Below are 18,323 nucleotides of genomic sequence, written 5' to 3'. Positions count from 1 at the left end.
TCCGTTAGCATGTTCATTGACATTAACTTGATCCGGCAACTATCCCATTCTCCTTCAGTTCACGATCGCCTGTTCCACGGCTATATCTTTCTCTACTTCGAAAAGCACTTTCATATAAACTTTACCATTGTCCGACTTTTCATGCAAAAGAATCTTTTCTCCGCGCAGCTTTGCATCCTTACCCGCACCCGCGATCACTTCCGATCTGGCCTGCTCCAGCGCGATGGCGGCCCCCTCCTCGGGAGCGAGCTGCACCTCTTCGATCCGCGACTCCATCACGGTTTCCTTCAACCAGCCGATCGGCAGCACGTATTTTCTCCACCCCAGCGCTTTCCGGTCGGAATGGGTCTCAAACCTCTCATAGCTTACCTTGCCATAACCGGTTACTTGCAGCCCACGACTGCCCAGCACCAAATAATTGCGGGTTTTGGACTCCCCCGTATATACTTTTTGCTTCTGCGCCAGAGGCATCTCCACAACGGCTTCCTGCCAAACTACGCCACGCACTTTTCCTTTCGCAACGACCGTCTGCAAATAAGCCCCTTCTCCAATGATGCCGGAAATGAGAATATCGCCTTTTTTGACATTCATGTTCGGTTTGGCGATCGGTTTTCCCGTCTCGGCCAAAATCTCGGTCACCAGCGCATTCTGGGAGGCAACCAAATGCCTCGGATTCATGAGCGGACTTTGGTCGGGGCGCGTCGCTTCCACAATCTTGATCTGCACCTTCGTCCCATGCACTTCCACGCCCACCCAAGACACCCCCGACAACTGCCGATGTATGGCATCCGACAGCTCATCCGGAGCGGCCATGCGGAATTTCCACTGGAGCCGGTACAGCCCCTGCTGCTTGGCTGCTTGCAAAATATCGGACCGCGCAATCGACTCGTTGCCTTCCACATCGATGCGCCAGACGATAGAAGACAGAAGATACAAACCCACGATAAAAGCAGCCAGCCCGATGGCGAACGTCTTGCGATGGCCCAGCTTGTCCAGCCAAAAAGGAAGCCCGAACCGGCCCACCACATGCATTCGGCAGCCTGTCTCCTTCAAAATCGGCTTCAGGCGGAAAAAATCGCGGAGCAGCATATAGAGCCGCACCGATTGCTCGTCCTTGCGGCGGACGTCCCAAATCCGGAACCGCTTGCTCACAAGCGCATTCAGCAGCTGCTCTTGCCGGTTGCCGCGCACATCAATCGCTACATAACCGCGGATTCGATTGAAAAGTGTCACATTCATTGCCTCGTCCTCCCCATTCCCGTTCAACTCGACTAGCAGCACCGTTACGAATCCAAATATTTCACATCCGTTATGATTCCTTCGATGAACACTTCCTCCGGTAAAATCGCGCGGATCGTCAGCTCCTTGCCGCGCACCTCCAGTACCCCTTGGCTGAGATGCAGCTTAAGCAGGTCGCTCGAAAAGTGGATGACGCCGCGATGATTCTCTATGTACAGCTGCCGGTTCCCGATCATCGTAAACCGGGGCAGGTCGAACACTACGTCCTGGGGAAGATCGAGCAGCTTGGCGGTCCATCTGCTCCATCTGCGGTTCTTGCGCTGCATCGGCGGCCTTTCCCCCTTCGCTTAGGACTTGCTGAAAGCAGAATCATTCAGCAACCTCTACTAGGTAACAGATTATTATACATATGCGGCGAAAGGGCCGTTTATAACGAAAAGAGGCCGTCCAGGGCGAATTTGCTCGCCGCTCGACAGCCTTTGGGTTCGGAACTATAAGGAATGGGGAGTCAGCCATTACTGAGGCGTCAGACGGATGATTTTGTCGTCTCCGGGCTTCGGAGAGCCTCGTCCGTCCCGATTGTTCGTCATGACGTAGAGCGCGCCATCAGGCCCTTCAGAGACGTTGCGCAGCCGGCCCCACTCGTTTTTGTACAGCTTCTCGGATTTGACGACCTTGGCCGGGTCGCCTTCTTGCAGCGTCACCTTCAGCAGTTGGGCGCCTCGCAGACTGGCCACGACAAGGTCGTTCTTCCACGGCCCCTTGGTGACGAAGGTCATCCCGGAGGGGGCCCATGTGTCCGAGCCGCTGTGCAGAATCGGCGTTCGCAGCTTCACATTCGGCGGGACGGAGTTCCCTTGCTTCGGCGACATAGCGTCGCCTTCGATCAGAGGCCAGCCGTAATTTGCTCCCGGCTCGATCAGGTTGATCTCGTCCATCGTCGACTGGCCGTGTTCGGACGCGTACAGCCGCCCGCTCATCGGGTGCCATGCGAGACCTTGCGGATTGCGGTGGCCGTAGCTGTACACCGGCGAATCCGGGAACGGATTCGTCTTCGGGATCGTGCCGTCCTTCGCGATGCGCATGATTTTGCCGGCCCGGCTGGTCGGATCCTGCGATTGCTGCGGGTCCTGGGCATCGCCTACAGTGAAGTACAAGTAACCGTCGGGTCCGAACCGGATGCGTCCGCCGTCATGCGTAGACTGACCTGGCAGCCCGTCGATCAACACCTTGTCGATCGTCGCTTTGTTGTTCTTCTCCACTAGCCGCAGGACGCGGTTCCGCAAGCTGCCGCGCTCTTCGTAGGTGTGGTACACATACATATAGCCGTTGTTCGCGAATTCAGGATCCGGGACAATGCCGAGCAGCCCGCTCTCGCCGCGGCTCTGGAACGGGATGCCGCCCGTCTTGAACGACAGCACCGGCTCGCCGACCAGCTTGCCCTTATCGATGACGCGGATCGTACCGGGACGCTCCGTGATGAAGATACGTCCATCCGGCACGAAAGCGATATCCCAAGGCACATCAAGCTGCTCGGCAAATACTTCGACCTTGTAGCCGCCGCTATTGCCGCTTGCTGACCCTTGCGGAGCGGTCGCCTGCGGCGAGCCGGCCGCTTGCGACGGCTGCGGGGCGGTCTCCTCCCGCGCCGAGCAAGCGAACGTCGTCGTCAACAGAACCGCCGTCATTGCAAGCACCCATGTTTTCATCCACGGTCACTTCCTATAGCTATAAGGTTTCTTGGCGCGGGGCGGGCCCAGAATTTCCGCCCAGACCACGCCTCGGCGCAGATCATCGGCATCGCCCATCCCAGCCCAATTGCCGTCGCTTGATTCATGGCGCTGTCGGGAAGCCATCGACGCAGCCTCTGTCTCGGAAGTCGGTGTTGAACTCGACGACAAGGAAGTCCGATCCGGTACACTCTCTCCATAAAGCAGTGCTCGCTGCTCAGAAGCCGATGGACCCTGGGGAGCTTTCGCCTGCGAAATTGTCGACGTCCGAGGCGCCTCACCTGTCGAGACGGAAGGCTTTTGGCCGGGCATCCACGAGCCAGGCTCGCGGTCGCCGGGGCCACCGCCGAATGTCGGCATGCGCGGCGATTTGTCCGGCTGCCCCATCTTCGCTCTTACTCGAGTCAGCAGCGTGTAGAGAACGCCTCCAATAATGACGACGAAGTAGATATTGCGGAACAGAAATTCAATCAAACGTTCTATGCTCATCCTGAACCTCCTTCCGGAAGCACTCGACTCCCGTGCTTACGAGCATGAACTTTTTCCTATTCGTGCTTCTCATTCGGGTTCGTCTTGCCGATCGATGAACGCATATTAGTGTCGGCTTCGATGTTGCGCAAGTTCATGTAGTCCATGACACCCATCTTGCCTTCGCGCAGCGCTTCCGCCATAGCGAGCGGCACTTGCGATTCGGATTCCACAACGCGCGCACGCATCTCTACGACCTTCGCCTTCATCTCTTGCTCTTGGGCAACGGCCATAGCACGGCGTTCCTCGGCCTTCGCCTGTGCAATCCGCTTGTCGGCTTCGGCTTGCTCGGTTTGCAGGTGGGCGCCGATGTTCTTGCCTACGTCGACGTCCGCGATATCGATCGATAAAATTTCAAAGGCAGTACCGGCATCCAACCCTTTACCCAACACGGTTTTGGATATCATATCGGGATTCTCAAGTACATTCTTGTGCGAATTGGACGAACCTACAGTGGTTACGATCCCTTCGCCGACACGAGCGATAATAGTTTCTTCGCCTGCACCGCCGACGAGTCGGTCGATGTTGGCGCGAACAGTGACGCGTGCGCGGACTTTCACTTCGATTCCGTCCTTCGCTACGGCAGCGACGATCGGTGTTTCAATGACTTTAGGGTTGACGCTCATTTGAACAGCCATCAGGACATCCCGTCCGGCCAAGTCGATCGCAGCGGCACGTTCAAAGCCGAGTGGAATGTTTGCACGTTGGGCCGCAATCAGGGCGTTAATGACCCGATCGACGTTGCCGCCTGCCAAGTAATGGCTCTCCAACTGGTTGATGTTGAGGCCGAGACCGGCTTTGGTCGCCTTAATCAGCGGATTGACAATCCGGCTCGGGAGAACGCGGCGAAGCCGCATAGCGACAAGGGTGAAGATGCCGACGCGCACACCCGATGCGAGGGCGGAAACCCAGAGCATCACCGGTACGAAGCTCAGGAAAACGGACAATACGATGATCGCTAAAGCGATGATAAGTAGAATGCTAATCCATGCTTGATCCATTAATGAGTTAATCCTCCTTTTATTTGGGGGCCGTTAAGGCCTATTCCAAAGTTCTGACTACGACTCTCGTTCCTTCCACTTTCTCTACTCGTACTCGAGTCTGGACCGGGATAAACTCCCCATCCGTCACGACATCGATCCGTTCGCCATTGATCTCGGCCGTTCCGGCCGGACGCAGCGGCGTCACGGTAACTCCTTCATGGCCAACCAAATGCTCCTTGGATGCCTGGGAGATGAATCCTTCCTCCGAGGTCAGCTGCTCTTTCAGAATAAACTTGTTCCAAATGCCTCGATGTTTGAACACCCGGATGAACACCGCGATTACGATGATCGACAGCACAACCGCGATCCCAAGGGATAGCAGCGCATTCCCCGAATCGAACGCCGCCATGACGACCCCGGTAATAATAGAGATAATACCCAGGATGCCCAAAATGCCGAATGTCGGTAAAAAAATCTCAATAATAAGCAGCACAATCCCGATAACGAATAACGTCACATCTTCACCCCCCGCAAAACCGGCTATATAATGGCCGAAGAAGTAAAGCCCGAAGCCTGCGATACCCAGTATCCCCGGTACGCCGAAGCCCGGCACGAACAGCTCGATCGCGACGCCGGCGATGCCGATCAACAGCAGGAGCGTCATGACTACCGGATGTACGAGGAACCGCGCCAGCTTCTCATAGAACGTAGGCTCGAACTGGAGGAGGATCGGATCCTTCACGCCGGCGAATGCAATCACTTCATCAACCGTAGACGCCACCTTATCGGCATAACCGACCGCCAGCGCCTCCTCCGCCGTCAGCGAGACAAGCTCTCCCTTGCCTACCGTCCTTTTGATCTTCGTCATGACGACCTCGAGGTTCTCGTCGACCATCCCTTCGGCGATCGCCGGATTGCGTCCCCGCAGCTCGGCGGCGGCGCGCATCTCGCTCGACCAATGCGAGACGATCTTCGAGTCCTTCACATGATCGCCGTTGCCGTCGACGACGGCGGCCGACCCGATCGAGCTGCCGGGCTGCATGACGATCTTGGTTGCGTTCAGCGCAATGTAGGAGCCTGCCGAGACGGCACGGCCTTGGACGAACGCGATCGTCTCCACCTTGCTCTGCCGAATGAGCTTGCCGATGTTCTCCGCCGCGTCCAGCCGGCCGCCGAGCGTGTCGATGTCGAGCACGATCAGCCTCGCATTGGCCTCTTCCGCATCGGCGAAAGCCCGCTTGAGGAAGCTCTCGAGCCCGCTCTCGATCGTCTGCTGAACCGGCACGATGTAAACGAGCCTTCCGCCGGACGTGCCCGGCGTTTTGTCCGCCGCCAATGCCGGAATCGCTCCGGCCAAACTGACTGTGAGGAGCAGCAGTGCCGCGATCAGCTTGATCATGGCGATCAGTCCGCGACCGGCCCCCCGTTTAACAAACCATGCTTGCATGTAAGACCTCCTTTTGAAAGCGTTATACCGATTATTACGTATCAGGTGGTTACATGTTTCATTCTACCATTTATTCGCAGCGCGGAAACGTAAACATGGCTTGTAGCAGTAATAAATTCGTTTTTTAAGAAAAACCTGATGGGAAGTTCAACGATCAGGTTTTTCGAATCCCCACTTCCCCGCACGACACTCTCGGGTCCAGCCAGTAACTCCCGGCCTAAATTTCTAGTTCCCGCACGACACTTTGGGTCCAGCCAGTAACCCGGCTTTGCAGCCCTATCACTTTCCCCACCCGACTGACGCAGTCCGACTTTTTCGGACTCCAGACACCGATGCCGCGGCGCGACACCACGGCTGCTGAAAGGGGGAGAATTTTCAGAGTAGAGTAGCGAACGGAGATTGTATCTCCTTCCCGTATGAATAGTTACTGGCCGGGACCGGGAGTGCAGTGCCGGCAAGCGGGGAGTGAGCTGTGAAGGAGAGGTAGGTGCAACCCCCAGTCGAATCCCAGAAGTCAGAAAAAAGACCCGGCAACCAGCCAGGTCTTCTCCGAATCCGAATCTTACTGCTAAGCATCGCCCATTCCAGTGTAGATCAGCACCGCGTCGCGCAGGAAAGCGGCAACGCCCGGTTGGTCCTTGTCGTAGTAGGCGGTGAATCGCTCGTCGTCCACATACATTCGGGCTATGCCTGCATGCGCTTCCTTCGAGTACTGGTCCCACCAGTAGATGAGCCATTGCCGGTGCAGGTCGGCGGCTTTCTGGGCCAGCTCGCCTGCCGGATCGCCGGTCGCGAACGCGGCGGCCAAAGCCTCATGCACCTGGGCCGCGAGCTTCTCGACTTCGGCATATTGCTGCTCCGTCATGTTTTTCACCTTGGCGTTGGACTTGCTCACTTTCTCGTCGCCGTACTTGGCGCGGACTTCCGTCCCGTATTTGTTCTCGTTATCATCGATCAGCTTTTGCTTGAAACCTTCGAATTTCTGCTTATCGGACATCGTTTTCGTCCCCTCTCTTTGAGCCAATGTCAGCTCTACATTCGCGATCAGCAGATCCAGCTGCGCCCGTTTCTCCAAGAGCTGCGCGCGATGCTCGTGAAGCGCCCGGTCCGCATCGAAGGCAGGCGACGTCACCAAATCCTTGATCTCCTCCAAGCTCACGCCGAGCTCTCGGTAGAACAAAATTTGCTGCAGCCGGTCCACCTCTTGCTGGCCGTAGATGCGGTACCCAGATGAACTGATTCTCGCCGGCTTGAGAAGTCCGATTTCATCGTAATAACGCAGCGTCCGTGTGCTGACCCCTGCCAGGAGCCCTAGCTTCTGCACGGTATATTCCATGTTTGCACCTCCTGACAAAATGATCGTACACCTTGACGCAACGTGAATGTCAACAGGGGAATTTCACAGCATTTACGCACAAAAAGACTGCCGCAGATGCGACAGCCTTTCTCTCTTCCCATTATAAACGTTCGAATCATTCCGACCGATCAGCCGGCGTTACCCCAGAAGCCGCAGCACCGCCTGATTGACGAGCTTGCCATCGGCACGCCCTTTCACTTTCGGCATCAATGCAGCCATGACTTTTCCCATATCCGCTTTAGAAGAAGCACCCGTCTCCTGAATGGTCTGTTGTACAATGACTTTGATTTCTTCCTCTGTCAACTGCTGCGGCAAATATTCGGAAAGAATCACAAGCTCTTCCTGAGTGGCCTCGGCCAAGTCGGAGCGGCCCGCTTTCTCAAATTCTTGGAGGGAGTCTTTGCGCTGTTTCACTTCACGACTGAGAATATCAAGCACTTCATTGTCATCAAGCGTTCTCTTCAGATCTATCTCAACATTCTTAATCGCCGATCGAATCATGCGGATGACGGAGAGTTTGAACTTGTCCTGATTCTTCATCGATTGCTTCATATCGTCATTCAATCGTTCGCTTAAGCTCATTGCTGCCAAAATCCTCCTAGAACTTTCTCTTGCGAGCAGCCTCGGACTTCTTCTTACGTTTTACGCTAGGCTTCTCATAGTGCTTGCGTTTCTTAACCTCAGCCAGGACGCCGTCCTTCGCGATGGAGCGCTTAAAGCGACGGAGTGCAGCATCGATGGTTTCATTTTTACGAACTCGAGTTTCAGACACTAGTTTTTCCCTCCCTCCGAACAGACCGTCCCAAATACCCAGGAACACGGTTATCAAACTACATTATACGTGAAAGCAAAAGTGGGTGTCAACCTAACACCGCTTGCTATTTACAGCCAACGTCCGCAGCCAAAAATCAGACAGGTTTGACGTTCAATCCGCCAAGCTTCTCTCCGCCGAGCAGATGCATGTGAATGTGGTACACCACTTGGCCGCCGTCCGAACCGCAATTGTTGATCAGACGATAACCGGATTCCGCTACGCCAAGCTGACGAGCGATCTGAGGGGCCGCCAGCAGCACCTCGCCCAGCACTTCGCGGTCCGCAGCCTCGACTTCATTGATAGAAGCGATATGCTTCTTCGGGATGATCAACACATGTACGGGAGCGGCAGGCTGAATATCATGAAACGCCACGACATGCTCGCTCTCGAATACTTTCTTGGAAGGGATCGTGCCTTCGACGATTTTACAAAAAATGCAATCCATCGGTCAGCCTCCTACGGGCACAATAGGGTTTAGAACAAGCGAAGCAGCACGGTCGACAAAAACTCCATCTCGAACTTCTCGGTCATGAAATCCGCCGCCATCTTCGTCTGCTTCTCGATCAGCGTCTCGTTCCCCGCGTCGGTCTGCAGCTGCTGCTCCGTGGAGATGAGCATATCGCGCAGCCACATGAGCTCTTCCTGCTGCTCCTGGATCGTCTTCAGCAGCTTCTCGATCTCCTCGGATTCCATAATCAGCTCTACCATATAATTGTAGCTTGCAGTGAAAAACTCTTCCCCCGCGTAATAAGGCTCCTCGGAATAGTTCGTGCGCAAGTACTGCTGCAGCGCCATGCCGATGAAGTGAGCCGTCACTTCGGGTTTGCAGTTCATTTTCATGTAGCGAAGGAAGCCTTGCGGCGTCCGGCCGTCCTTGTTGCTCAGATCAGGTTCCCGCTTGTACAGCTGCATGAAAATCCAAACGAGCAGCCGATGCTCCGTTCCCAAATAAATGTTATGGATAATCAGCTCATGCAAATCTTCCTTGAGCTCTTCGATCTGCTCGAGCGTTTCGGAGTAATGAACGATTTGGCGGAACAGAAGCTGCTTGTAGTTCAGCATCTCCTCGTATTCCGCTTCGCTCTCCACCTTGGACAGCACGCCAAACAAACTTTGCTTCAAAATACCTACATTCGAAGCGTCCGCGAACAACGGATTGCCGACCATTTGCTCGTCGTTAGCCAGAAAAAAATCAACAACATCATTAATATCTTGAATGGAATTGTAGCGAATTTCAGTCGTCATGGATGTGAGGTGTCTCCCTCCGAAAAAGAATTAAAAAGTCTCCAATCATCATACCAGAAATAAATCGGACTTGCATACTTTGTTGCGCAACCGCTTCCCTGGAGCGGATTCGCCACTGGCTCACAAAAATATAGACCGTCAGTCTAATTTAAAGTACAATGAGACCATAAATGGGAAGCAGGAGTTGATGCCGAGATGAATATCATGCGCGCCTCTACCCGCAAAAAACGCGACTATGTGCTCGAGGTGGCATTCCGTATGTTCGCGGAGCGAGGCTATGAGCACGTCTCTGTCGACGATATCATCGCCGCCACGAACACGTCCAAAGGTACTTTCTACCACTATTTCGACGGCAAGGAAGATTTGCTGTCGATCGTCAGCGAGCGTCAAATCGAAGTGGTGGAGCAATGGGTCAAGGAGACGCCAGCCAAGGTGCAATCGCTCGAGAGCCATGTGAACCGACTGTTCTTAGACTTGGCGTCTAACATCCAGTCGATGCCTCGTCTCATCCGGAGCATCCAAGGGCTTGCCATGCACAATGAAACGGCGGCCGCCAAGAGCCGGGAGCAGCTCCGCCATTTGACCGAGAGCCTGCTGCACTGGCTGCCGGAGCGCCATAAGGTCGACTTGCTCATTTCCGCCTACAGCGGCATCGTGAATCGATGGTGCATGTCGGAGGATACCGACCTGGAGTCGCGCGTGCGCACGCAATTCGCCTTGCTCTGGACCGGGCTTCGCTCGTCCGATCCTCCCTCTCCCTTAGAAGTCGCCCCGAAATTGAAGGAGGAACCAAAAATGAAAGTCGCCGTCATCGGCGGCGGATTGGCCGGATTGACGGCCGCCGCCTATTTGTCCGAGGAATCTTCGATCGAAGGCATCTTGTTCGAGCGTAGCCCGCAGCTTGGCGGAAGAGCATTCACATACGAAAAAGCAGGCTTCACCCTCAACTATGGCGCCCATGCGATTTATGGCATCGACCGGCATACCCTTACCGTCATGGAGAAAGAGCTGGGTTTGTCTTTCAGCAGCAAACAAGTCGACAGGCGCAAAGTCGTATACGAGAAAAACAATCAGTTGACGCAAGCCCCGCTCGATTTTGTCAATCTGATGAAAACCGACCTGCTCAGCCCCGTCCAAAAAGTAAGATTCGCGGGAGAAATTACGGCCATCATCGCCAATATTCATCAGCTCAAGCACTACAAAACACTCGGCGACTACCTCGCCTACTCCAACGCCGACGAAGACTTGAAGGAGCTGTGGGAGCATCTCGTCTGCTCCAACTTCTTCATTACGCCGGAGGATGCCCGCCTCGTCTCAGGCGCTGTGATCAGCGAGTACTACCACAACCTGTTCCTGTCGACCCGTCCGGTGAACTATGTGCTGGGCAGCTGGGCGGTCATCACGAATCAGCTGAAGAGCAAGATCGAGCTATCCGGCCGATGGGCGATCTCGCTGCAAGAGGGCGTGGACGGCATCCGCTATGAAGGCGGGCGTTTCGTCCTGCAGACGAAGACGCGCGAAGAAAGCTTCGATCGGATCGTCTTCGCCATGCCGGTTCAGCAAGTGACGAAGCTGCTAAAGGGGACCGCCTGGGAGCCGTTCCTGGCCCCTTACGAGCACAACACGTCCACGGAAGTCATGGTATATGACGTCGGTCTGAAACGGGTCGTAGCTCGCCCCTTCTCGTACATCAGCGACATGGACAACAAAATGTTCATCAGCGACGTATCGGCGACTGACCATACGCTAGTGCCCGAGCAAGGCCAGCTGCTGCAAGGCATCGCCTACTTGTCCGACCAATTCGCCGACGACGCGGAGCGCAAAGCTTACTTGGAACGCAAAACCGAGCAAATCGAGCAGCTGTTCGACAAACATTACGCGGGCTGGCGCGACGAGGTCGCCGTGAAACGCGTCTCGAAAAAAGCGATGGTAGCCAGCGTCAAAAACGTCCATACGAACAAGCTTCTGCCCACTCGTGTCGAGAACATGCCGTTTTATTTTTGCGGAGACGGCTGCACGGGCAAAGGCGAGCTTGCGGAACGCGCCTTCTCCAGCGCACGGCAAGTAGCCCAAGGGATTTTGAAGGATACGAAGCAGCTTGTCGGTGCCGGAATCTAGATGCAATGAAAAAACCTTTGGAGCCATCCAGGCTTCAAAGGTTTTTTGGCGTCCGCAAGGCTGTATCGCCATTAATAAGGCGTTACGCGGTTATTCCTTCTTTGAGCGGCATCGTAATCCATATTTTTACGCCATTCCCTCTTGAGCTCTCCAGCTCCATATTGCCGTTCAGATGAAGAATCCGCGTCCGCATCTGTTCCAACCCGATCCCGGCCGTGCCTGTTTCCTTGGGGGCTGGAGCCGGCTCGAAGCCTATGCCGTTATCCTCATATAGCAAATAGAACGTTTCATGCACGACGGACAGATGGAGCGACACTTTCTCCGCGAGCGAGTGTTTTTTGGCATTATTGAGCAGCTCCTGGACGACCCGGAAAATGTGACGCTTCGTCTCCAAATCCTTATGCTCGATCGCCCCTGCTCTTACCATTTTCAACTCGACCGCGAACGGGCACGAAGCCCGCTCCTGCTCCACCAGCTTGTGCACCGTCTGCAGCAGACCGATCTCCTGAAGCAAATGAGGATGCAGCTCGAAGCAGCTTTGCCGCAGGTTCGCGTTAATGATGTCCACATATTCACTGAGCGCGATCATTTGCTCGCGATCCTCATCGTTGCTGATGTACCGGGTGGTCAGGGCGTTCAAGCGGCGTTTCAAAAAAAACAAGTCTTGCATCGTCGTATCGTGGATATCTGTGGCAATGCGAGATCGTTCCTTCTCCTGCAGCTCGAACATGAGCTTCCGGAACCAGTCGAGATCCTTGGCCAGCTGCTCGCTTGGCATTTGGGCCGCCAGTTGCTCCAGCTTAAGCGTCAGCTTGCGGATCAGGAAAATATTTTCAAGCGACACGGACAAATAGGAAATGATCAAATTTAGCCACTGCACCTCTTCTTGCCCAAGCAGCGTATTCGTCATTTTACGGGTCGTGATCAAATAGCTCGTATACTCCTCGTGCCGGTTCACCTCATGTATCAAATAAAACGGATGCTCCATAACGCCGAACCTGACAAGCTGCTCCACCTCGCCCAAATTGATTTCCCCGACCTCGATCAGCTCCATATCTTCGCGATAGCGGAATACGAGAGCTCCCCCGTACACTCGCAGCGTGGAGACGATGTCCACGAGGATAATATCCTTAATCTCGCGGAAGCTGGTAATGTTGCCTAAGTTTCGGGCAATCTTTTTGAGCGCTGTTTGCAACACATATTTGCGGGGGAACATGATCCATTCCAATTTTGTGGAAAAATGTTCCAGTGCGTAGAGCAGCACAGTCAGCAGTACCAGGGTGAAGCAAAACACGAAGGACAGATGCCGGGCGGTCGCATGCTGCTGAAAAATGAGCCAGATGAAGGCGACCAGGATCGTGCTCGGAAACACCGAAATCGCACCGGTCATCATCAAACGCCGAAGGACGATATGAATATCGTAGAGCTGCCGCGTCCCGATCAAATATGCAAACGACAGCGGAAATATCATAAACATCCAGCCGGAAAAATATGTGGAAATGAACGGATGCCCGAAAATAAGCAGGGGTAGGAAAGATAAGAAGGCAAACGGCATAAAAGAAAGCAGGAACGAGATCCAGACCGTTTTGATCAGCATGCTGATCGTATCGCCGGTACTCCAATGTTTAATCAACAGCTTGGTCATCATGTAGAAGTTAAGCAAGATCCCGATCAAGAAGAAGCTGATGGTAACCGTGTTATTATGAAAATAAAAATCAAACGCGATATCCGGAAAATAAAAGCTGAACCGCAGCAGGAAGCTCGCGATGACGATCGCATAAAGGGGAACAAGCAGCTTTTTGGAGGTCGCGATCCCTCCCTTCTCTTTGAAAAATTCCAGCAAAAAATGATAGAACATGACGGGGAGCAGCATCATCAAGCTGTTGATCAGCACTTTACCGGTCGAGTCGCCACGGATAGAAGCCAGCAGGCTCATGAAGATGAGTCCGATATTGATGAACACTCCGGCCAGGAAAGTGGCGGAAGGAGACCCGCGCAGCGTGGTCAGCAAAATGCCGGCAATAGCCAAACATGTCGTTTCACCGATGATCGACAAATAGTCGACGGAGCTGCGGATTTGCAGGATATTGGCTTCGAACGTCTCTCCGTTCCTGGAAATAAGCAGCGTGTCGGCTTGGTCTACCGTACGGAATTTACGAATCGACGGATGCTCGTCGGTCGGCTTGCGGTCGATTTCCAATACAATGTCGCCTACCCTGAGATCAAGATCTTCTCCGATCTTGCTCATCTCGAAGTCTTCAATCACCCATTCCGACTTCTCGTTCTGTTCGACCACGATACCGGTATGCGGGTAGCGGAACGTGAGATAGAAGAACCAGGATTGGACGGTGATCAGTACTAGGACTATCAAAATCCATATGGACTTTTTTTTCATAATCTCCACCTTTTCGACAGCATTTTTTAGTATAATGAAGCGAACAAGCTCGTACTAACACATATGTTGTTTTTAACATCCAAAATGGGGGGTCTATGGATGCAAGCAGTCGGATGGTCTACCGGCTTACAACTTGCCGTACGCAGCGCTAAGAGGATGAATGGACAACTGGAAGGCATCATGTGGAACGAGGCTCAACTGAGATTGTCTGTGGAAGAGCGCGGTGCTCTGGATGAAGTGTTCAGCCAAGCGAAGAACAGTGAAGAAGCGAAAGAATCGTTCTGGTCATAGCCATAGCCAGCCTTAATTTTACCAAACACAAAAAAGATTGTATAACGGATGATTCCATTATACAATCTTTTTTTACATAATGTGGATTTTCGTCGAATCCTCGGGAAACATGTCACCGATGCTTTTAGACCTAATTCCAATTGTCAACATAAAAAATTGCCTGCTAATAATAGAATTGGATAATAAAATCAGTTATAATTTCCTATTGAGCGCCTAGTAAATATTTCTACTTTTTTCGACACATGTCAATCGATAGTTCGAAAGACTAGCGGTCCCGCTCTACATTCAACCAACCAGAGGTGCCAAATGATCGTCCACAAAAATGCGGAAGCGTTCGCCCTGGGGCATTGTTTGCTCCCGATCGTTCTTCTGCTTCTATACGGCCATAATCCCCAGATCGAGCTGCTTCCGATTGCGGCTCTAGGTTTGGCATATACCGTCTTGCTCTTATGGCGGGCATTTCATGTCAAAGATTTGGGCCAACTGCTGAAGCTGCCGGGATTGGCCGGACTGATGGCCGTCGATTGGCTGCTTGTCACGGCTTCGCTCACTTGGCCCGAGTGGCAGAACGGTCTGCAGCCTACGTGGCTGCTCTTGTTCGTCATTCCGCTCTATGCTTCCGAAGCCGGCTTCCTCGCCACGCTCGTGTTCGGGGTGCTGGGGATGTTCAGCGTCTTTCTGTACCATTGGGCGGCAGGAACACCCTTTCTCACACTCGATACACTGCTGCTTGCGTTCGGCATGGTGCTGCTCAACGTCTTCATAGGACGGGTATCCTACAATCTGAACCGGATGGCATTCTTCGATACGCTTACGATGCTGCCGAACCGGGAGCTGTTCAAACAACGACTGAACACGCTGCTCCATCGAATGAGGACGAAGCCGGTGCCGATGGCGGTGTTTTTCCTGGATCTGGACAAGTTCAAGAATGTGAACGACACGATGGGCCATGAGATCGGCGATCAGCTGCTGCGAGCCGTTTCCGAACGGATAGGCGGGAAGCTGCCTAGAGGCGCCACGTTCGCCCGTATGGGCGGGGACGAGTTCGCCCTGCTCACCCGATTCCATCGGATGGAAGAAGTAGTGGCGCTTTGCAAAGACATTTTCAACTCGCTGCAAGAATCGATCGTGCTGAATGATCAGGAAGTCTACATTTCCACCAGCATAGGGGTTGCCATCTTTCCCGAGCATGGTCGGACCGCCGAACAGTTGATGAAAAACGCCGATGTGGCCATGTACAGAGCCAAGGAACAAGGCCGCAATCATTACCAGTTCTATTCGCCGCCGGAAGGTGTGCAGCTGCCTTACGAGCGGTTCGCTATGGAGGCGATGCTGCGCAAGGCACTGGAGAAAGACGAGCTCGTCGTCTACTATCAGCCGAGAGTAAGCGCCCGGACGGAGCAGCTCGTGTGCGTCGAAGCGCTGGTCCGCTGGATTCACCCGGAGCTGGGCTTAATCTCACCGGCCGATTTCATCCCGATCGCCGAGGAAACCGGGCTCATCGTCCCGCTTGGCGAGCTCGTGCTTCGCAAGGCGTGCTATCAAGTGCGCAAGTGGCAAATGATGGAGGGCTGCTCCGAGCTGCGGGTGAGCGTCAACTTGTCGACGCTGCAGTTCCGCCAGCAAAACTTGCCTGTGCTGATCCATCGGCTGCTGCGCGAGACGAAGCTGTCGCCTGAATATTTGGAGCTCGAGATTACAGAATCCGCCGCGATGCAGAACGTAACGAAAAACATATTGATGCTGCGCGATTTGAAGGAAATGGGCGTCAACATCTCGATCGACGATTTCGGAACCGGTTATTCCTCCCTCAGCTACTTGAAGCGGTTCCCGATCGACGGCTTGAAAATCGACCGTTCGTTCATCAACGGGATTTCCGAAGATCCGGACGATGCAGCCATCGTCACCGCCATTATCGTTCTGGCTCGCACGCTGAAGCTCAAAGTGACCGCAGAGGGCGTGGAGACGGAGGAGCAGTACATGTTCTTGCAGCAGCTCGGCTGCGATGAGATTCAAGGCTATTTGTTCGGCAAGCCGATGCCGGCGAAGACGCTGGAGGACTGGCTGCAGCTGCAAATGTCGGATGAGAAGCTGGTGCTTTCCTCGATTTAACCGTTTAGAAGTGTAAAGACGTTGAAGAGTGTAAAGAAGGAGGCTCGACACGCTGTGTCCGGCCTCCTTCTGTAGTTCTTATTGATCTAGCCGGATTCCAGCGTGACGCGGCTGCCTCCGCCGGCGGTGCCGGCAGGCGATACGATGAGCCGTCTCGGCAGCCGGGCGCGCAACTCAGGCACATGGCTGATCACACCGACCGTCAGACGCTCCAGATGAAGCTTCTCCAGCGCTCCGATTACCGACTCGAGCAGCTCCTGATCTAATGTCCCGAAGCCTTCGTCCAGGAAAAAAAACTCCAGCGGATACTTCCCCTTCAGTTGGATCTGGGCGGACAAGGCTAGCGCTAGCGCCAGCGAGGCCAAGAACGTCTCCCCGCCGGAGAGGGTCGAGACGGGACGTTTCACACCGCCGTTCCAATCGTCCCGGATAAGGAAGCCGCCTGTTGAGTCGACTTCGATCGCGAACCGCTGACCCGTCAGCGCCCCTAACCGCTGCGAGGCGTCCCGGCTGACCACCGTCAGCTGCTCTTCCGCCACGTACTCGACGAATGCGTTGCCTCTAAGCACGCTCTGGAGCTTGGCCATTCGCGCCAGCTTCGTCTCGAGCTCGATGCGGCTTCGCTCCAGCCCGCTCCACTTCGTATGTTTGGCCTCTACGTCTTCGAGATCACGTCCCGCTCTAGCCGCCTCTTGAAGCGCAGCTTCGTCCCGCTCCCTGGCCGCTATCCATTCGGTTTCGCAAGCAAGCCATTCTTCTTCGGTCACGGTTCCATGGGCAAGCTGCTCCTCCAGCGATTGGCGCAGCAGCTTCAGCTTCGTCTCGCGCTCCCGATGCTCGGATACACCTGAGGTACGCGATTGGCGCATTTCCGGGGTTAGACGGGCCTCGAGCACCTCATCTTGATTATGGAATGCTGTGGCGGAGAGCGCCTCTGCCCACGTTGCTTCCGCTCTCGACGCCGACTGCTCGGCTGAGCGGCTCGCTTCGAGAGAGCCGCTGTGACGCTCCGCACTTGTCTGCAGCTCGGCGAGCCGATGAGCGAGAGCGGTTCGAGCGTCCTGCTCCTCGAGGCGAATTCGGTCGAGCTCGGATTGGGTCTGCCGAGCCAAGGCGGGAATGTCCGCACCTGGCTCGGCCCATTGCAGCAGTTGCTCCTGCTTCTCGCGGTTTGCGCGGGAGGCGGATTCGTGCTGAGCTTCCAACTGCGCCAGCTCCTTGTCGAGCTGGATCGTCCTGCTCTGCAGCTGCTCGATCTGGGCGTTCGTGCTCTCGAGGAACGGCACGCTCTTGGCCAGCCGCTCGCGCAGCTCTTCCGCCTGGCGGTCGCGCTCGGCCAACTGCGCCGTCTCGTGCGCCGCTTCCTCCGGCGACATGTTGGGATAACGCTCCGCCCAGTCGGCGGCGGCTCGGTCGGCTTCGGCTTGAGCGGCGGCGTGTTTGTCGGAAGCCGCTTGGGCGGATTGGCTCGCCGCTTCCAGGCGAGCGGCCAGCTCGTTCTGCTGCAGCTCGAGCTGACGCCGCTGCTGCAGCAGCCGCTTCACAGTCTCGGCCAAAACCGGGAGGCGGGCGGCAGACTCGGCAGCGGCGGTATCCAGCTGCTGCACGGTGTGGGCGAGATCGTCGGGCGTTAGGGTGTCTTCTGCGACGGTTGCCGCCGCTTCGGCTATGTATGACGATTCTGGGTGAGTATGGTCCGGAGTCGCTGTTGTTGCTTCGCTTAGCAGCGCCGTCAACTCGTCCAGCTTGGTTGTTTGCTGGTACATCCGGAACTTAAGCTGCTGCAGCGACTCTTGCTGCCGCGAGAGGGCCTCGGTGAGCCGATCGTGCTCGTCGCCGGCCGCGCTGCTGTAGGGGATGACGCCTTCGGCGGCTGGTACGGTGGCTGTGGCGGCCACAGGGTCGTGCGTGCGGTGGCTCGCCGGGTGGTCGAGCGAGCCGCACACCGGGCACGGCTCGCCGGCCACGAGCGACGCGGCTAGACGCGCCGAGAGGCGCGCCGTCTCGCGCTCGCGGGCGAGCCGCTGCAGCTGCGCGTGCGCGGCCAGCGCCGCCGCCTGCGCG

The 18,323-nt window shown here is 55.2% G+C and carries 16 protein-coding genes; 3 read left to right on the top strand and 13 right to left on the bottom strand.

The features are described 5' to 3' along the window. Nucleotides 1-54 precede the first annotated feature (54 nt). The 11 genes from yqfD to PKO02S_RS11090 all read right to left on the bottom strand — a co-directional run bounded on the left by yqfD (nt 55) and on the right by PKO02S_RS11090 (nt 9,343). Nucleotides 55-1,239 (bottom strand): sporulation protein YqfD, encoded by a 1,185-nt coding sequence (gene yqfD, locus PKO02S_RS11140; protein WP_127582653.1) that lies wholly within the window; start codon nt 1,237-1,239, stop codon nt 55-57. 44 nt (nt 1,240-1,283) lie between these two features. Next, on the bottom strand, nt 1,284-1,565 hold the full coding sequence (gene yqfC / locus PKO02S_RS11135) for a sporulation protein YqfC (protein ID WP_127582650.1): 282 nt from the start codon (nt 1,563-1,565) through the stop codon (nt 1,284-1,286). Nucleotides 1,566-1,754: 189 nt separating this feature from the next. Further along, nucleotides 1,755-2,948, bottom strand: a complete 1,194-nt coding sequence (locus PKO02S_RS11130) for a PQQ-dependent sugar dehydrogenase (RefSeq protein ID WP_246066928.1) — start codon at nt 2,946-2,948, stop codon at nt 1,755-1,757. A 6-nt stretch (nt 2,949-2,954) separates the two neighbouring features. After that, complete coding sequence (locus PKO02S_RS11125; RefSeq protein ID WP_127582647.1) at nt 2,955-3,458, bottom strand: YqfB family membrane protein; 504 nt, start codon at nt 3,456-3,458, stop codon at nt 2,955-2,957. A gap of 56 nt (nt 3,459-3,514) precedes the next feature. Next, nucleotides 3,515-4,498 carry a flotillin-like protein FloA gene (gene floA, locus PKO02S_RS11120; protein ID WP_127582644.1) on the bottom strand — a complete coding sequence of 328 codons (984 nt, stop codon included), beginning with the start codon at nt 4,496-4,498 and terminating at the stop codon, nt 3,515-3,517. Nucleotides 4,499-4,538: 40 nt separating this feature from the next. Beyond that, entirely contained in the window at nt 4,539-5,927 is a 1,389-nt protein-coding gene (locus tag PKO02S_RS11115; RefSeq protein ID WP_127582641.1) for an NfeD family protein, read from the bottom strand. A gap of 568 nt (nt 5,928-6,495) precedes the next feature. After that, on the bottom strand, nt 6,496-7,263 hold the full coding sequence (locus tag PKO02S_RS11110) for a MerR family transcriptional regulator (RefSeq protein ID WP_127582638.1): 768 nt from the start codon (nt 7,261-7,263) through the stop codon (nt 6,496-6,498). Between the two features lie 159 nt (nt 7,264-7,422). Beyond that, nucleotides 7,423-7,866 carry a GatB/YqeY domain-containing protein gene (locus PKO02S_RS11105; RefSeq protein WP_127582635.1) on the bottom strand — a complete coding sequence of 148 codons (444 nt, stop codon included), beginning with the start codon at nt 7,864-7,866 and terminating at the stop codon, nt 7,423-7,425. 16 nt (nt 7,867-7,882) lie between these two features. Continuing rightward, nucleotides 7,883-8,056: a 30S ribosomal protein S21 gene (rpsU, locus tag PKO02S_RS11100; protein ID WP_010491812.1), complete on the bottom strand. Its 174-nt coding sequence runs from the start codon at nt 8,054-8,056 to the stop codon at nt 7,883-7,885. Between the two features lie 136 nt (nt 8,057-8,192). After that, nucleotides 8,193-8,543, bottom strand: a complete 351-nt coding sequence (locus tag PKO02S_RS11095; protein WP_127582632.1) for a histidine triad nucleotide-binding protein — start codon at nt 8,541-8,543, stop codon at nt 8,193-8,195. Nucleotides 8,544-8,572: 29 nt separating this feature from the next. Continuing rightward, nucleotides 8,573-9,343, bottom strand: coding sequence for a hypothetical protein (locus PKO02S_RS11090; RefSeq protein ID WP_127582629.1), 771 nt, complete (start codon nt 9,341-9,343; stop codon nt 8,573-8,575). Nucleotides 9,344-9,538: 195 nt separating this feature from the next. On the opposite strand from PKO02S_RS11090, the gene PKO02S_RS11085 reads away from it, so the two are divergent. Next, nucleotides 9,539-11,461, top strand: coding sequence for an FAD-dependent oxidoreductase (locus PKO02S_RS11085; protein ID WP_127582626.1), 1,923 nt, complete (start codon nt 9,539-9,541; stop codon nt 11,459-11,461). 82 nt (nt 11,462-11,543) lie between these two features. On the opposite strand, the gene PKO02S_RS11080 is transcribed toward PKO02S_RS11085, so the two are convergent. Beyond that, nucleotides 11,544-13,856, bottom strand: coding sequence for a sensor histidine kinase (locus PKO02S_RS11080; protein WP_127582623.1), 2,313 nt, complete (start codon nt 13,854-13,856; stop codon nt 11,544-11,546). A 156-nt stretch (nt 13,857-14,012) separates the two neighbouring features. Between PKO02S_RS11080 and PKO02S_RS33630 the strand changes: the two genes are divergently transcribed. Further along, nucleotides 14,013-14,147, top strand: coding sequence for a hypothetical protein (locus PKO02S_RS33630; protein WP_281280425.1), 135 nt, complete (start codon nt 14,013-14,015; stop codon nt 14,145-14,147). A 306-nt stretch (nt 14,148-14,453) separates the two neighbouring features. Then, the gene (locus tag PKO02S_RS11075; protein ID WP_127582619.1) at nt 14,454-16,259 is read left to right on the top strand and encodes a putative bifunctional diguanylate cyclase/phosphodiesterase; all 1,806 of its coding nucleotides are present in this window, start codon (nt 14,454-14,456) and stop codon (nt 16,257-16,259) included. Nucleotides 16,260-16,345: 86 nt separating this feature from the next. Here the strand turns inward: PKO02S_RS11075 and PKO02S_RS11070 are convergent. After that, a partial coding sequence (locus tag PKO02S_RS11070; protein WP_281280424.1) for an SbcC/MukB-like Walker B domain-containing protein occupies nt 16,346-18,323 on the bottom strand: 1,978 nt, incomplete at its 5' end.

The organism is Paenibacillus koleovorans NBRC 103111 (assembly GCF_004000845.1).
Lineage (GTDB): Bacteria > Bacillota > Bacilli > Paenibacillales > NBRC-103111 > Paenibacillus_AA > Paenibacillus_AA koleovorans.
Note: the sequence above shows the minus strand (reverse complement) of the source record. Positions and strands in the feature narration are given on the sequence as shown.

Bases quoted from the DNA above. Each gene is read 5' to 3' on its own strand.
- yqfC (WP_127582650.1), bottom strand. From the start codon at position 1,565: ATGCAGCGCAAGAACCGCAGATGGAGCAGATGGACCGCCAAGCTGCTC.
- PKO02S_RS11115 (WP_127582641.1), bottom strand. From the start codon at position 5,927: ATGCAAGCATGGTTTGTTAAACGGGGGGCCGGTCGCGGACTGATCGCC.
- PKO02S_RS11085 (WP_127582626.1), top strand. From the start codon at position 9,539: ATGAATATCATGCGCGCCTCTACCCGCAAAAAACGCGACTATGTGCTC.
- PKO02S_RS11090 (WP_127582629.1), bottom strand. From the start codon at position 9,343: ATGACGACTGAAATTCGCTACAATTCCATTCAAGATATTAATGATGTT.
- PKO02S_RS11080 (WP_127582623.1), bottom strand. From the start codon at position 13,856: ATGAAAAAAAAGTCCATATGGATTTTGATAGTCCTAGTACTGATCACC.
- PKO02S_RS11095 (WP_127582632.1), bottom strand. From the start codon at position 8,543: ATGGATTGCATTTTTTGTAAAATCGTCGAAGGCACGATCCCTTCCAAG.
- PKO02S_RS11110 (WP_127582638.1), bottom strand. From the start codon at position 7,263: ATGGAATATACCGTGCAGAAGCTAGGGCTCCTGGCAGGGGTCAGCACA.
- yqfD (WP_127582653.1), bottom strand. From the start codon at position 1,239: ATGAATGTGACACTTTTCAATCGAATCCGCGGTTATGTAGCGATTGAT.
- PKO02S_RS11130 (WP_246066928.1), bottom strand. From the start codon at position 2,948: ATGAAAACATGGGTGCTTGCAATGACGGCGGTTCTGTTGACGACGACG.
- floA (WP_127582644.1), bottom strand. From the start codon at position 4,498: ATGGATCAAGCATGGATTAGCATTCTACTTATCATCGCTTTAGCGATC.
- PKO02S_RS11075 (WP_127582619.1), top strand. From the start codon at position 14,454: ATGATCGTCCACAAAAATGCGGAAGCGTTCGCCCTGGGGCATTGTTTG.
- PKO02S_RS11125 (WP_127582647.1), bottom strand. From the start codon at position 3,458: ATGAGCATAGAACGTTTGATTGAATTTCTGTTCCGCAATATCTACTTC.
- PKO02S_RS33630 (WP_281280425.1), top strand. From the start codon at position 14,013: ATGAATGGACAACTGGAAGGCATCATGTGGAACGAGGCTCAACTGAGA.
- PKO02S_RS11105 (WP_127582635.1), bottom strand. From the start codon at position 7,866: ATGAGCTTAAGCGAACGATTGAATGACGATATGAAGCAATCGATGAAG.